Below are 13,566 nucleotides of genomic sequence, written 5' to 3'. Positions count from 1 at the left end.
TGCTCCGTGATTGAATGAAACGGCCTCTTGTGGAGCCGAGCCTCACACCATGCAATAGCCATGCCGGCTTGCCCATTCGCGCAAATCCCGATGGATTTGCCAAGCGCCTGCGGTTTTTATAAATTGATAGCTGTCAGCGCTTATGGGTAAAGGGCTGAAGAGCTAAAAACCTTAAATTTCAGACGACTTTAGATGCTGAGCGGATCCACATCCACCAGCCAGCGCACCAGCGGCCTGTGCTCGGGCAGAGTGCGCAGCCAGTGCAGATACTGCTGCCAGGCATTGAGAAAGCGCAGCAGGGCACTGCGGTTGCCGGCTTCCAGCAGCATCTGGGCGCGCTCCACATTGGCCACGCGCTGCACCGCCATGGGAATCGGCGGGTAGATGAACACATCATCCAGATAAGGTAGCTTGGCCTCTCTGGCGACCTGGGTGGCGGCATTCAGAAAGGCCTGGGCGGCTTCCTGGGTGCGTGCATCGGCGCGGACTATGGCCTGGAAGGCATAGGGCGGCATGCCGGCATCCAGCCGTTCCTTGAGCTGTTGCCTGGCAAACGCCGGGTAGTCATGCTTGCGCAGTGCGGTGTAGACGGCGTTTTGCGGGTCGTGGCTTTGAATCCACATCTCCGGATGGCTGCCCTGGGCCTTCACATATTGCGCGTCGCGCCCGGCACGCCCGGCGGCCTGCATCAGCAAGCAGAACAGCCGCTCCGGGGCGCGATAGTCGCTGGAGTACAGCGCACTGTCGGGTTGCACCGCCGCCACCAGCGTGATGCGCCGGAAGTCATGCCCCTTGGCCACCATCTGGGTGCCGACCAGCACATCCACATCGCCGGCATGCACCTGGGCCAGTTGCTGCTCCAGGCTGCCCTTGGCCTTGGTGGTGTCGGCGTCGATGCGCGCCACGCGGGCCGGATTGCCGTCGGGACGCTGCACATTGCGCAGCAGCCGCTCCAGCTCTTCCTGTAACTGCTCCGTGCCCTTGCCCAGAGGCAGGATGTCGGGGTTGCCGCAGCTGGGGCAGGCAAACGGCACACGCTGGGTAAAGCCACAGTGGTGGCAGCGCAGCGTGCGATCGCCCTTGTGAAAGACCTGGTGAGCGCTGCAATGGGGGCAGTCGCTCTTCCAGTTGCAGTCGGCGCAGAACAGCACAGGGGCAAAGCCGCGACGGTTGAGCAGAATCAGGCTTTGCTCGCCGCGTTTGACGCGCTCGGTGATGGCTTCGATCAGCGGAGGCGAGAAGACGGCGCGTTTGGGCTGCTGGCCCATGTCCACCATTCTTACCTTGGGAAGGCTGGCCGTGCCTGATCCGGCTGCGCCGATGCGACTGGGCATATGCAGGCGCAGATAGCGGCCGACCTCGGGTTCCGAGGCATGCCAGCTCTCCAGCGACGGAGTGGCGCTGCCCAGAATGACCTTGGCGCCGGTATCGCGCCCGCGCCAGATGGCCAGATCGCGCGCCGAATAGCGCGCGCCTTCTTGCTGCTTGTAGCTGGCGTCATGCTCCTCGTCGACCACGATCAGCGCCAGTTGCGGCACGCTGGCAAAAATAGCCATGCGCGTACCCAGCACAATGCGGGCGCGGCCAGTGTGGGCGGCCAGCCAGCTTTTGAGACGCTGCGGGTTGGTCATGCCGCTGTGCATGCTGACTACGGCGTCCTTGCCGTACTGAGGCACGAAGCGGGCGACAAACCGCTCTTCCAGCTGAGGCGTGAGGTTGATCTCCGGCACCATCACCAGTGCCTGATCCTCTGGGTTGGCATCCAGCATGGCTTGCACTGCACGCAGATAAACCTCGGTCTTGCCGCTGCCCGTGCTGCCGTAGAGCAGGAACGGGCCGGGGTTTTGCTCAATTTGCTCGAAAACCGAGGACTGCTCGGCGCTGAGTGCGAGCAAAGGCGTTGCGTTGCTGGCGTCAGGCGTGTGAGCCATCGTCTCGGTGCTCGCTTGTGCCGCTTCGGCGGCTGGTGCCTGTGCCTTCTTGCGCTTGCCAGCCGGTGTCTTGGTCGTCTTGGGCGGAGCCAGCCGCCGTGCCAGTTGTTCGGGCGACATATCGCGCAACTGAGGCGGCAACGCGGTGACGGCAATCTCGCCCAAGCTGCGCTGGTAATAGTGCGCGGCAAAAGCCACCAGCCGTCGCCAGGCCTGGTCCAGCGGCTCTATGCCTTGCAGCAGGCCGGCAATGCTACGCAGTTCCACCCCGTCTGGAATGGCTTCGGGGGCGGCGGGCGTATCCCAGACCACACCCAGCAACTCTCTTTTTCCCAGAGGAACGCGCGCCAAGGTACCGGGCTCCAGCCATGCGTCGCTTACGTAGCTCAACAGATCACCTACGGCGCTGTGAGCAGGGGTCTGGACGGCAACGTAAACGATATGGGGCATGGAGTTGGATCGGGGGAAGGCGCTGCAGAGGCCGTAGTTCCTCAGAGCTATAGCAGATTTTGAGGCCTGCAAAGGCTTTGCGTTCTGTGGATAACTTTGTGAGAAACAATATGCGCGAAAGGCCTGAGCAAGTCCTGTTCGCGTTTGTAAGCCGGCAGGATGGCTGAGCGGTTGAATAATTAATTTAGTTAAAACAAAGACTTATATGTATTCATGGCGCGGTGGGGAGCTTGCTTTGGCGAAGTGTTGGCAGGGAGTCTGCCTCGCCATATCTGTGCATAAATCAGGCGGCGAGTCACTGTCAACCGAGAAGCTCCCTAAACCTAAATGCGTTCAAACCGCGGTGCAAAGTCCTTAACTTCTCAAAAAATAGCACTAGAGCAAGCCTCCATGAGGGCTGCAGTTATCTCGGAGCATCCATGTGTGGATAACTTCCGTCAATCGACACCGAGGTTGGTGAAAAAATAAAAAAGCGCCAAGCACTGCTGGCGCCGAATTTCTCAGAGTCCGAGATTTAGTGATTTGAAATCAATGATTTGCTGCCGCTTTGCTGCATCTCAGGCCGGCGATTGTCGTTCAATAACCATTTGATTTTATCGGGTGATTGGGGCCCATTGTTCTGCAACAAATGCCTGGGAAGGCACTTGTTGCAGGTGGAGTCAGCCCTTTGTGCGCAGCAGGCGCGAGTGGCTGTGCACAGCTTCGACCAGCGCGGCCACATGTTCGGGCGGGGTGAACTGGCTGATGCCGTGACCCAGATTGAAGATGTGGGTGGGGCCGGTGGTGTTTTTGTCGGTATGGGGCTTGCCAAAGCTGTCCAGCACGGCACGCGCCTGGGCGGCGACCTGCTCGGGTGCGGCAAACAGCACATTGGGGTCGATATTGCCCTGCAGCGCCTTGCCTGGGCCGCCGACCTCGCCGCCCACGATGGCGCGAGCCTTGCCCAGATTGGCCGTCCAGTCCAGACCCAGCACTTCGCAGTCGATGTCCTTCATGTCGGGCAGCCAGATGCCTCCGCCCTTGGTGAAGACGATACGGGGCACATCGCTGCCGTCCACGCCGGTGCGCTTGAGCTGAGCCAGCACGCGCTTGGTATAGGCCAGGCTGAATTCCTGGAAAGCGCCGTCGGCCAGCACGCCGCCCCAGCTGTCAAAAATCATCACGGCCTGGGCGCCGGCATCGATCTGGGCGTTCAGGTAGGCCGCCACGCTGTCGGCGTTGACCTCCAGGATGCGGTGCATCAGGTCGGGGCGCGAGTACATCAGCGACTTGACGGTGCGGTAGTCATCGCTGCCCTTGCCCTCGGTCATGTAGCAGGCCAGAGTCCAGGGGCTGCCCGAGAAGCCGATTAGTGGCACACGGCCATTGAGCACCTTGCGGATATTGGTGACGGCATCAAACACATAACGCAGCTTGTCCATGTCGGGCACGGCCAGCTCCGCCACGGCGGCCTCGTCGCGCACGACCTTGGCAAAGCGCGGCCCCTCGCCTTCGGCGAACGACAGGCCCAGGCCCATGGCGTCGGGCACGGTCAGGATGTCGCTGAACAGAATGGCAGCGTCCAGAGGGAAGCGATCCAGCGGCTGCAGGGTCACCTCGGTGGCGTAGTCCACATTGGTGGCCAGGCCCATGAAGCTGCCGGCCTTGGCGCGGGTGGCCTTGTATTCGGGCAGGTAGCGTCCCGCCTGGCGCATCAGCCACAGGGGCGTGTAGTCAGTAGCCTGGCGACGGCATGCGCGCAGGAAGGTGTCATTGGTCAGGGGGGCGAAACTCATATGCTGATTGTCGCCCACTCCGGCTTTCCCATTCACCACAATCCCGAGCAGCAATTCAGCTCTCTGTGCAGGGATGGCGGCTGCCATGGTTTGTCATGCAACCGTCATCCAAATGTCGCTCGGGCTTCATCTGCGTTTTCCACAATGGCGCCACGCAGACACACCGTGTGGCACAGGCAGGCCGCCAACTGCGTCCAACACCGGAGGAAAGCAGACATGAGGCATCCCGAGATTCTTGATGCGCTGAATGGCCAGAGCATCGCGACGACACCGTCATCGGCCCCCTCGCTTTCCCATCGCCCCGCCAGTCCCGCACACGCTGCAGCGCCCGCTTTGCGCCTGCAGGTGCGCTGGGCCCGTCACCTGGACGAGGTTCGCCAGGCCCAGCGCCTGCGCTATCAGATCTTTGCCGAAGAAATGGGTGCTGTGCTGCAGACGCCCGTGGCGGGCCACGATATCGATGTCTTTGACGATTTCTGCGAGCATCTGATGGTCTGCGATGAAGAGCAGAACAAGGTGATCGGTACCTACCGCCTGTTGACCCCCGCTCAGGCCCAGCGTGCCGGCGGTCTGTACAGCGATCAGGAGTTCGACCTCTCGCCCATCAACGCCTGGCGTGCGCAGATGGTCGAGCTGGGGCGCAGCTGCGTGCATGCGGAGCATCGCCAGGGCGGCGTGATTCTGGCGCTCTGGGGAGCGCTGGCCGAATTCATGCAGCGCAACCGGCTCGAGGCCATGGTGGGCTGCGCCAGCATTCCCATGCAGTACCCGGGCCTGGCCCATGGCGAAGGCCCGGCACGCATCTGGCAGCAACTGCGCCAGAGTCATCTGGCCGAGCCCGAGTTGCAGGTGCGCCCCCGCGTAGCCCTGCCCGAGGAGCTTGCACATATCAGCAATGTCTCGGCAGATGCGTTGAAGGTCGAGCCGCCAGCGCTGATCCAGGGCTATCTGCGTGCCGGTGCCAAGGTGCTGGGGGCGCCGGCCTGGGATAGCGACTTCAACACGGCAGATCTGCCCATCATGATGCGAATGCAGGATCTACCCTCTCGCTACCGCCGACTGTTCGGGCGCATGAAGGCCTGAGGCGAGCGCAAAAGCAAAAAGCCTGTGGCCATGCCACAGGCTTTTTTGATGGCTGGATGGGTCATGCGGCGTGGCTGGGCTCATCTTCCAGGCCTTCGGCAAAAAGGCCCAGTGCCGTAACCATCAGGCCCAGCATGAGGAAGGCATAGGCTGCAATGGACAGCACCAGACTCATGCTGTAGCCCCATTGCAGAACCGAGCAGGCCCAATCCCAGGAAGCATAAAGCGCGCTGCACTGATTGCTGGCCGGCATGTGCACATACCAGGTGACGGCGATCCACATCAGGATCAGCATCACCACCGTGGTGCGAAGCTTGTGTGATGGCGTCTGGTCCATGTTCTTGAGCAAGACCAGCGGTATGGCTCCGCCCCAGACAAACATCATCAGCCAACTGAAAGCAGGAGCCTGCGCCAGAGCCTGCTGCAACCAGTGCATCTTGGGCATGCTGTTGATGCTGGCCAGGACGTCCCAGGCAAAGGGCAGGGCCAGACCGGCTATTGCCAGACTGGCCAGCGCCAGCGCACGCAACAGGCAAAGACGTTTGTGAGACGGCTGGTGGATAAGGTTGGCATGCATGGCTTACCTCCTGTGCAGTTCAGGCAGTCCGCAGTGGTCAACGCGTGCAAGGCTGGCAAAGGCTGGAAACTGCGGTTGCGCCTGGCTTGTGGGCAGTTCCAGTCTAGAGCTTTTGCCTGGTTTGTGCCATAGGCACTGTGCGCCTGCTTGAAGTCGCGCTCCACGCCTGGCCGAAGTCATGCCAGGTATTGCCGGTTTGAGCAGGGCAAGGCCGGTGTGCCCAGTCGTAAAGTTGATTGCGCCACGTTCATTGAGCTTGCCGGGGCTGGCATCTGCGCACCCCTGGGGCTAAGCTTGGTCTGCTCGACTCAGGGCCATGACCCCGCAGCGCCGGGCGAAGGAGTTCTTATGCTGAGCCAATCTGCTGTGACGACGATGCTGCCGGTGATGGATATGGCGCGTGCTCGTGCTTTCTATGAAGAAAGCCTGGGTCTGCAGCCAGGAGAGCTGCGGCCCGATGGAAAGTTTGTCTACCTGGTTGGCGGCAGTGCGCTGGCCCTGTTTCCAAAGCCCGGCGGTACCAAGGCCGAGCACACTGCCATCAGCTTCAGGGTGCCCGACATTGCTGCAAGCATTCGGGAGCTGAAAAGCCGGGGTGTGGTGTTTGAGGACTACGACTTCCCCGATTTCAAGACCGTCAACCATGTCTGCGTGCTGGGGTCCGAGAAGGCCGCCTGGTTCAAGGACACGGAGGGTAACTACCTCTGCCTGCACGAGGAGCTGGAGCAGGCATGAGGGGGCGCGGCGCCCGGCGCGCGAGAGCGGCCTAGATCTGCTGGAGCGCGTCCAGTACTTCGCTCTTGGAGAGCAGCTCGCTCATCACCACAGGCGGCTTGCCGGGCAGGTAGAGTACGTAGACGGGGACGCCGCTTCGCCCCAGCGATTGCAGTGCCCGGGTGATGGCCGGGTCCTGGCGTGTCCAGTCGGCGCGCAGCAACTGCACCTTGTGCTGCTCAAAAGCGGCCAGCACCTCGGCGTTGCTCAGTGTGGTGCGCTTGTTGACCTGGCAGGTCACGCACCAGGCGGCCGTGAAGTCCACAAACACAGGTTGGCCCGAGGTCTGGGCGGACTGGACCTTGTCTGCCGACCAGGGTTGCCAGAGTTCGCCGGCCTGTGCCTGAGCCTGGCCCGCAGGCTCGGCCTTGATCAGCGGCAGGGCGTAATAGGCCACGCCAATAGCCAGCAGCAAGGCGAGGGCTCCGAGGCTCATGCGGCTCTTGCCGCGCAGGCCCAGGGCCCAGATCAGCGCGGCCAGCACCAGCAGCAGCGCCAGCAGGGCTGCTGCGGCATCCATGCCGCCCTGATGACCCAACACCCAGACCAGCCAGACCACGGTGGCAAACATGGGGAAGGCCATTGCGTGGCGGAAGGTCTGCATCCAGGGGCCAGGGCGGGGCAGCCAGCTCACGACTGCGGGCACGAAGCTGGCCAGCAGATAGGGCAGGGCCATGCCTATGCCAAGCGCCGCAAACACCGTCAGCGCCTGCGCCGCTGGCATATCGATGGCAAAGCCCAGCGAGGCACCCATGAAGGGCGCTGTGCAGGGCGATGCGATGGCCACGGCCAGCACGCCTGAGAGAAAGGAGTCGAGCATCGGGTTGCGCGCCTGGGCGCTGGCAATGCTGCTGGGCAGCAGATTGCCGAACTCGAACCAGCCGGCCAGATTCAGCCCCAGCACGGTGAACAGCGCCGCCAGCAGCGACACCACCACGGGCGACTGCAGCTGGAAGCCCCAGCCCAGTTGCTGGCCCGCCGCGCGCAGGCCCAGCAGCAGCGCGCCGAGTGCCACAAAGGACAGCACCACGCCTGCGGTATATGCCAGGCCGCTCAGTTTCTGGGCATGGCGATTCTGGCCATGACCCGAAAATCCCAGTACCTTGATGGCCAGCACAGGAAACACGCAGGGCATGAGGTTGAGGATCAGGCCACCGATCAAACCGCCCAGCAGCGCTGCCAGCAGACCTGTGCTGCTGACGCTGCCCGAGGTCTGGGCAGGAGCTGTTGCATTCTTGTTCGCTTCCAGTGCGGCAGCGAGCGCGGGGGAAACGCCGGTCAGAGTGGCTGGCGTCCATTGCCCCTGCACATCCAGCGTGCTGCGCCAGGCGATAGGCTGACCACTGTCCAGGGCCGCAGCGCGGTCCTGGTCCGCCAGAGCCACAACAATGGCCAGTTGCGGCGGCGTATCGCTGCGCATATCGGACAGCGGCAGACCTTCAGCGACCCAGTCGTTGCCATCCCAGCGTTGCTGCCAGTCCTTGCCAGATTCGGCCGCATGCTTGAAGGTTTCCGCATTTTCGGGGTAGAGCTCCAGCGTTTTGCCCTTGATCGCTGCCGGCAGGCCGGCGACACGCAGATGGATACGGTCGTCAGCGATCTTGGCATTGGTATCGGCGGCTGGCTGCACGCTGGCCTGGCCATTGCCGTTCAAGGCCACGGGTTGCTGCGCCCGGGCCTTGAGGAAATCTTCACTGTTGGCGGCGGTGCTGCCGACCACGGGAATCTGCAGGGTGAACTCGCCGCTTTCTGGGATGCACTCCACGCGGCAGATCAGCCAGTTGGCGGAAAGATGAACCTCCACCATGCCGGAGGCGGGAGCCTTGAAATCGCTGGCGACCTTGACCGGTATGGGCAGCAGCACGGTGTTTTCATAGCCGTAATTGACCAGCGGTCCTACCCGCAGCGCATGGGGTGTGGGCCAGTCAATGCTGCCGGCGCTCAAGCCCGACGGCAGCTGCCATTGCAGCTCGGTCGGCAGGCCCGAGTCGCCCGCGTTCTTCCAGTAGGTATGCCAGTCAGGTTCATGCTCGAGCTTGAGTCCCAGCCAGAAACTCTGGCCGGCAGCAATTCCCTCGGGGGCCTGAGCTACCAGTTCGGCCCGCACACGCGGGGTTTGCACCAGGGCGGTGGAGTTGCTGGATGATGTTTTGAGCTGAATTCCGGCTGTGGCGCTTGTGGATAAAGCGCTTGAAGCTATCAAAAGCAAGGCAAGCAGCCAGAGCGCAAGCAGCGATGGGCGAGGGCGGCGTGAAGAAGTGGCAAAGAGCATGACGTTGGTAAGAGCCTGGGCCGGTATTTTGGTTCCTGAACCGCAGCAGTATGGTCAGCAGTGATTAAGTCGGTATGAGTGCCTCTGCCGTCAAGCGGCTTCAGGACTTGTCCACAGCCTGGGCCTGATTGGCCACGGGGCTGGGCGGCTGACCACCGACTTCGGCCGGCATGACAATGCGCTCGCAGTTGCTGGCGTTGTTCAGCAGTGCAGCGGCATCGACGGATGTGTTCTCGGATGTATCCGAGGGGGCCGTGATTGCCGGCTCGACTTGCCTGGTGGGCAGCATATGGGCCTTGCGCCAGTGGCCCCAGCGGTAATAGGTCAGCATCATCAGCATGGAGCAGACGGAGCTGATGGGAAAGCTCCACCAGATGGCATCCACGCCCATCACGGGTTGCAGCCAGCGTGCCACGGGAACGCGTATGCCCCACATGGCAATCGCCAGAATGAGCACTGGTGCCATGACGGCGCCCGTCGAACGCACCACGCCGGCCAGCACAAAGGTCACGCCAAAAAAGAGGAAGGAGCCTATGGCGATGTGGTTGAGATGGCGTGCCACCTCCAGCGAGGGGCTGCCGCCGGGCAGAAACCAGCCCAGCACATGACGGTCCAGCAGCACGATGAGGGCGATCAGGCTGCCGGTCAGCACAAGGTTGCCCAGCATGCCGGCATTGGCCGTGGCGCTGACGCGCTTCCAGAGGCCCGCGCCTACGTTCTGCGCCGCCATGGACGAACAGGCTGCGCCTATGGCCATGGCCGGCATCTGCACATAGGTCCACAGCTGTAGCGCAGCGCTATAGGCGGATGCGGTCTGCACGCCATGCTCGTTGACCATGGAGATCATGGCGATCATGGCCAGCGAGATCATCACGATCTGCACGCCCATGGGCAGGCCCTTGACCACCAGAGTGCGCACAATCGTCAGATCGGGCTTGAACAGCCCCAGCTGCCGGCGACCTATCCACAAGGGATGGCGGCGCAGACGCAGCCACCCCAGCAGGGCAAAGAAGCTCACGGCATTGGCAACCAGCGTGGCCACTGCCGAGCCCTGGATGCCCATGCGCGGCACGGGCCCCCAGCCAAAGATCAGCAGCGGGTTGAGGGCCATGTCCAGCGCCACGACGACGAGCAGAAACCAGAACGGCGTTCGGGTGTCTCCCGCGCCGCGCAGGGCCGCCGTCACAAAGCTGAACATGAACAGCAGTGGAATGGCCAGAAAGATGACTTTGAGATAAGCCTCGGCCAGTGGCAGCGCTGCCTCCGGTGTGCTCATCCACTGCATGAGATGGCGCGAAAGTGGCCAGCCCAGCAAGGCAATCAGCAGTGAAACAACACCAAAAAATGTAGCGCTGGTGCCAAGTACACGCTTTGCTTGCGCGATGTTTTTTGCGCCAATGCTCTGGGCAATCAGGATATTGGTCGCCATGCTGATGCCGAACACCGCGCCGATCAGCGCAAACATCACATTGTTGGCATTGGCGGTGGCCGTCAGCGCGGCCTCGCCCAGATGACCGCCGACCCAGATGGCATTGACCGAGCCGTTGAGCGACTGCAGCACATTGCCGGCCAGGATCGGCAGGGCAAAGACCAGCAAGGTGCTGGCAATCGGGCCCTGGGTCAGGTCGCGGGTCTGGGGCTTGGAGTTGGCGGTGCGCGCACTCTGGCGCGGGGCGCTTGCGGAGGCTTCAGGCATCGGGCCATTGTGGAGCATGTCGGCCGGTTGCGGTTGACGGGCGGTGGGCCCGGAATCCGGGACAGGAGGTGGTTTCGAGGCGCTGGCGCAGCTACGATGATGGCCATGAGCAATACCCCGACCACTCCCGCAAGCGCGCTTCCCCGCTGGCCGTCACGCTTCTGGGCCCAGGCCTCGGCCCATGACTTTGCCCTGGCCCAGAGCACTGGCCTGGCCGCCGACACCGTGGCCGTGCTGCCCGTGGCTGCGGTGGAGCAGCATGGGCCGCACCTGCCGCTGTCGGTGGATGCCAGCCTGATAGAGGGCGTCATCGATGCCGCTCTGGCGCAGTTGCCAGCCGAGCTGCCGGTGCTTTTTCTGCCGCCGCAGAACATTGGTTTTTCGGTCGAGCATACGAACTATGCAGGAACCTTGAGCTTGCAGCCTGCCACACTGATTGCGCTGTGGACAGAGCTGGGCGCCTGCGTGGCGCGCGCCGGTATCAGGAAGCTGCTGCTGCTCAACGGTCATGGCGGCCAGGTCAGCGTGATGGACATCGTTGCGCGCGAGCTGCGCATCCGGCATGGCCTGCTGGTCTACAGCGCCAGCTGGTTCGGGCTGGTGGACGACGCGGCCAACCAGCAGTTCTGCGCGCATGAGCACCGCTTCGGCATTCACGGCGGCGAAGTGGAGACATCGATGATGCTGCACCTGGTGCCCGAGACCGTGCACATGGAGCGTGCGCAGAATTTTGCCTCCAGCTCGGAGCAGCGGGCCGGAAAATACCACTTCATCGGCAATGGCCGCAGCGCCAAGCTGGGCTGGGCCATCGAGGACTACAACCCGGCAGGAGCCGTGGGCAACTCCGCCGCCGCGACGGCCGAGCGCGGTGCGGCCATGGTGCGTTCATCGGCCGAGGGCCTGGTCAGGCTGCTGGGCGAAATTCATGACCTGCCCCTGAGCACGGTGGGAAACCAGCCGCAGCCGCTTTGAATTCAGGAGCTTATTGCGCAATAGCAGTATGCATTTGCGATGTATTTTTTATTGAAAATCAATGCTGTAAAGCGATGAAAGCTACTTAAAAGATAGCAAAAAAACAGAAAAGCCCTGAAAGGCCACTGCAAAAATCTGTTTCATCGCGAGCCTCGTTCAACGCAAGCCGCCAAAAACTGGCGTGCTCCATGCGCGTGACAGTGAGCAAGACCTGGGCGGCTCCCGCTGCCGCGCCGCGAGGCTGTCGTCCCCTTCCGGTGCGAAGCATCAGAGAGGGGGAAGGCGCGCCAGCGCCATGGATCTGCTCGCAGACACCGTAGGGCAGCGGCCGCAGCCTCTGTCAACGCCCTGAAAAACTGGCGCGGTCCGCAAAGAGACAGCGAGCAAGCGCCGCCGCGCAGCGAGGCTGTCGTCCCCTTCCGGTGCGAAGCACCAGAGAGGGGGAAGGCGCGCCAGCGCCACAGGGGGAGCTTATTGCTTCGGAATCTTGGCCGTGGTGATGACATCGCCCCAGCGCTTGATTTCCGACTGCAGCAGCTTGGCGGTCTGCTCGGGGGTGCTGGCCTGGGCCTGCACATTCAGTTCGCGCAGCTTCTTGGCGACCTCGGGGTTGTTGACGGCGGCGTTGATTTCCTTGTTCAGATGCGCAATCACGGGGGCGGGTGTCTTGGAGGGTGCAGCCAGCGCATTCCAGGAAGAGGCCACAAAGCCCTTGACGCCGGATTCCTGGGCCGTGGGCACATTGGGCAGCAGCGGCGAGCGCTTCTCACCTGTCACCGCGAGCAGGTTCACGGCCTTGGAATTGATCTGGCCCATGATGGGCGTGAGAATTTCCACGGCCGCATCGATCTGCTTGCCGCGCAGCGCGGTCACCACGGCGGGCGTGCCATTGAAGGGCACGATCTGCGCATCGATGCCGGCCGTGGTCTTGAACAGCTCGGCCGCCAGATGCTGGGTGCTGCCCACATTGATGCTGCCCAGGTTCAGCTTGCCGGGATTGGCCTTGGCATAGCTCACGAGTTCGCCCAGATTCTTGAAGGGCGATTTGGCATCGGTGATGACGCCGATGTCAAAGTAGCCCAGCGTGGAGATGGGCGTCAGGTCCTTGACCATGTCGAAGGGCAGATTGTTGAACAGATTCACCGTGACGGCGCTGCCGTTGGACATGAGAAACAGCGTATGTCCGTCGGGCGCAGCCTTGGCCACGGTGTCGGCCGCCACAATACCGCCCGCGCTGGGCTTGTTGTCGATGACCACGGGCTGGCCGAGCTGGGTGGACAGCTGTTGGGCCACCACACGGGCCGTCACATCGGCCACGCCGCCGGCCCCGAAGGGCACGACGATGCGGATGGGGCGGTTGGACAGGCCTTCGGCCTGGGCGGTGACGGCAAATCCGCTCAGCAGGGCAGCCCCCGCTGCGGCACTGATCAGGGATTGGGTAAAACTGCGGCGTTTCATGCTTGTCCTTCTGTCTGAAACTTTTATCCGGAGAGTGTGCCGCCGAAAAATGCCCAGAGGCAGCAGCAAAGCGTTCTGTCTGCTATGCCGCACAGGTATGGCTAGTTACCGCTTGCTTGCAGGGCAGTCAGCCCCCAGTGATGCATGGCTTCGCGCAATATCAGCAGGGCGGCCGCATGTTCAGCGGTCTGCGGCAGTTGCGGGTCGGCGTGGCCGGGCTGCTGGGCCTGGCGCGCCAGCAGCTCGAACAGGTTCTCGATGGCCTCGCGTGACGCCTGTGTGGCCTGCGGGTCGGCCGTGGCGCCATGGATCAGTTGCCGCAGCAGCGGGTCTGTCGTTTGCAGCAGACTGGCGCCTGCAGGCAGCCAGCGCCCGGCCGGCATGACGGCGTCCTCGACATCGGCAATCGCGTTTTCCAGCGTCAGTGCGTCGGGCATGCGCTGGGCAAAGGCCTTGACCAGGGTGGCAATGCCTATGGGTAGCCGATGTTGCTGCGAGCCGATGTCGAGCGTCAGCGCCGTATCGCCAAGGGTGAGAAAGATGGAGTCCATTGCGGCTTTGTAGCACTTTGCGTTGGC

General features: G+C 62.7%; 10 protein-coding genes. 3 read left to right on the top strand and 7 right to left on the bottom strand.

Features of this window, described 5'->3' with window-relative positions; genetic code table 11:
• Positions 1–188: 188 nt before the first annotated feature.
• Complete coding sequence (priA, locus tag CTATCC11996_RS15985; RefSeq protein ID WP_034349409.1) at positions 189–2,381, bottom strand: replication restart helicase PriA; 2,193 nt, start codon at positions 2,379–2,381, stop codon at positions 189–191.
• A 659-nt stretch (positions 2,382–3,040) separates the two neighbouring features.
• A complete protein-coding gene (gene hemE, locus CTATCC11996_RS15980) occupies positions 3,041–4,156 on the bottom strand; it encodes a uroporphyrinogen decarboxylase (protein ID WP_003078016.1) in 1,116 nt (371 codons plus the stop codon).
• A gap of 216 nt (positions 4,157–4,372) precedes the next feature.
• On the opposite strand from hemE, the gene CTATCC11996_RS15975 reads away from it, so the two are divergent.
• Positions 4,373–5,239 (top strand): GNAT family N-acetyltransferase, encoded by an 867-nt coding sequence (locus tag CTATCC11996_RS15975; protein WP_042438237.1) that lies wholly within the window; start codon positions 4,373–4,375, stop codon positions 5,237–5,239.
• A gap of 61 nt (positions 5,240–5,300) precedes the next feature.
• Here CTATCC11996_RS15975 and CTATCC11996_RS15970 read toward each other — a convergent pair whose 3' ends face one another.
• Complete coding sequence (locus tag CTATCC11996_RS15970) at positions 5,301–5,816, bottom strand: hypothetical protein (RefSeq protein ID WP_003078012.1); 516 nt, start codon at positions 5,814–5,816, stop codon at positions 5,301–5,303.
• 348 nt (positions 5,817–6,164) lie between these two features.
• On the opposite strand from CTATCC11996_RS15970, the gene CTATCC11996_RS15965 reads away from it, so the two are divergent.
• Positions 6,165–6,551, top strand: coding sequence for a VOC family protein (locus CTATCC11996_RS15965; RefSeq protein ID WP_003078010.1), 387 nt, complete (start codon positions 6,165–6,167; stop codon positions 6,549–6,551).
• A 31-nt stretch (positions 6,552–6,582) separates the two neighbouring features.
• On the opposite strand, the gene CTATCC11996_RS15960 is transcribed toward CTATCC11996_RS15965, so the two are convergent.
• Together CTATCC11996_RS15960 and CTATCC11996_RS15955 are read right to left on the bottom strand one after the other, a co-directional pair.
• Positions 6,583–8,862: a protein-disulfide reductase DsbD family protein gene (locus tag CTATCC11996_RS15960; protein WP_034349407.1), complete on the bottom strand. Its 2,280-nt coding sequence runs from the start codon at positions 8,860–8,862 to the stop codon at positions 6,583–6,585.
• A 100-nt stretch (positions 8,863–8,962) separates the two neighbouring features.
• Positions 8,963–10,558, bottom strand: coding sequence for an MATE family efflux transporter (locus CTATCC11996_RS15955; RefSeq protein WP_042438249.1), 1,596 nt, complete (start codon positions 10,556–10,558; stop codon positions 8,963–8,965).
• Positions 10,559–10,654: 96 nt separating this feature from the next.
• Here CTATCC11996_RS15955 and CTATCC11996_RS15950 point away from each other — a divergent pair, with 96 nt between their 5' ends.
• Positions 10,655–11,530 (top strand): creatininase family protein, encoded by an 876-nt coding sequence (locus CTATCC11996_RS15950; protein WP_003078004.1) that lies wholly within the window; start codon positions 10,655–10,657, stop codon positions 11,528–11,530.
• Positions 11,531–12,001: 471 nt separating this feature from the next.
• Here CTATCC11996_RS15950 and CTATCC11996_RS15945 read toward each other — a convergent pair whose 3' ends face one another.
• The gene (locus CTATCC11996_RS15945) at positions 12,002–12,988 is read right to left on the bottom strand and encodes a Bug family tripartite tricarboxylate transporter substrate binding protein (RefSeq protein WP_003078003.1); all 987 of its coding nucleotides are present in this window, start codon (positions 12,986–12,988) and stop codon (positions 12,002–12,004) included.
• Positions 12,989–13,089: 101 nt separating this feature from the next.
• Positions 13,090–13,539 carry a hypothetical protein gene (locus CTATCC11996_RS15940; RefSeq protein WP_003078001.1) on the bottom strand — a complete coding sequence of 150 codons (450 nt, stop codon included), beginning with the start codon at positions 13,537–13,539 and terminating at the stop codon, positions 13,090–13,092.
• Positions 13,540–13,566: the final 27 nt, after the last annotated feature.

The sequence above is a fragment of the Comamonas testosteroni ATCC 11996 genome (assembly GCF_000241525.1).
GTDB classification, from domain to species: Bacteria; Pseudomonadota; Gammaproteobacteria; order Burkholderiales; family Burkholderiaceae_C; genus Comamonas; species Comamonas testosteroni.
Note: the sequence above shows the minus strand (reverse complement) of the source record. Positions and strands in the feature narration are given on the sequence as shown.

Bases quoted from the DNA above. Each gene is read 5' to 3' on its own strand.
- priA (WP_034349409.1), bottom strand. From the start codon at position 2,381: ATGCCCCATATCGTTTACGTTGCCGTCCAGACCCCTGCTCACAGCGCC.
- hemE (WP_003078016.1), bottom strand. From the start codon at position 4,156: ATGAGTTTCGCCCCCCTGACCAATGACACCTTCCTGCGCGCATGCCGT.
- CTATCC11996_RS15975 (WP_042438237.1), top strand. From the start codon at position 4,373: ATGAGGCATCCCGAGATTCTTGATGCGCTGAATGGCCAGAGCATCGCG.
- CTATCC11996_RS15970 (WP_003078012.1), bottom strand. From the start codon at position 5,816: ATGCATGCCAACCTTATCCACCAGCCGTCTCACAAACGTCTTTGCCTG.
- CTATCC11996_RS15965 (WP_003078010.1), top strand. From the start codon at position 6,165: ATGCTGAGCCAATCTGCTGTGACGACGATGCTGCCGGTGATGGATATG.
- CTATCC11996_RS15960 (WP_034349407.1), bottom strand. From the start codon at position 8,862: ATGCTCTTTGCCACTTCTTCACGCCGCCCTCGCCCATCGCTGCTTGCG.
- CTATCC11996_RS15955 (WP_042438249.1), bottom strand. From the start codon at position 10,558: ATGCCTGAAGCCTCCGCAAGCGCCCCGCGCCAGAGTGCGCGCACCGCC.
- CTATCC11996_RS15950 (WP_003078004.1), top strand. From the start codon at position 10,655: ATGATGGCCATGAGCAATACCCCGACCACTCCCGCAAGCGCGCTTCCC.
- CTATCC11996_RS15945 (WP_003078003.1), bottom strand. From the start codon at position 12,988: ATGAAACGCCGCAGTTTTACCCAATCCCTGATCAGTGCCGCAGCGGGG.
- CTATCC11996_RS15940 (WP_003078001.1), bottom strand. From the start codon at position 13,539: ATGGACTCCATCTTTCTCACCCTTGGCGATACGGCGCTGACGCTCGAC.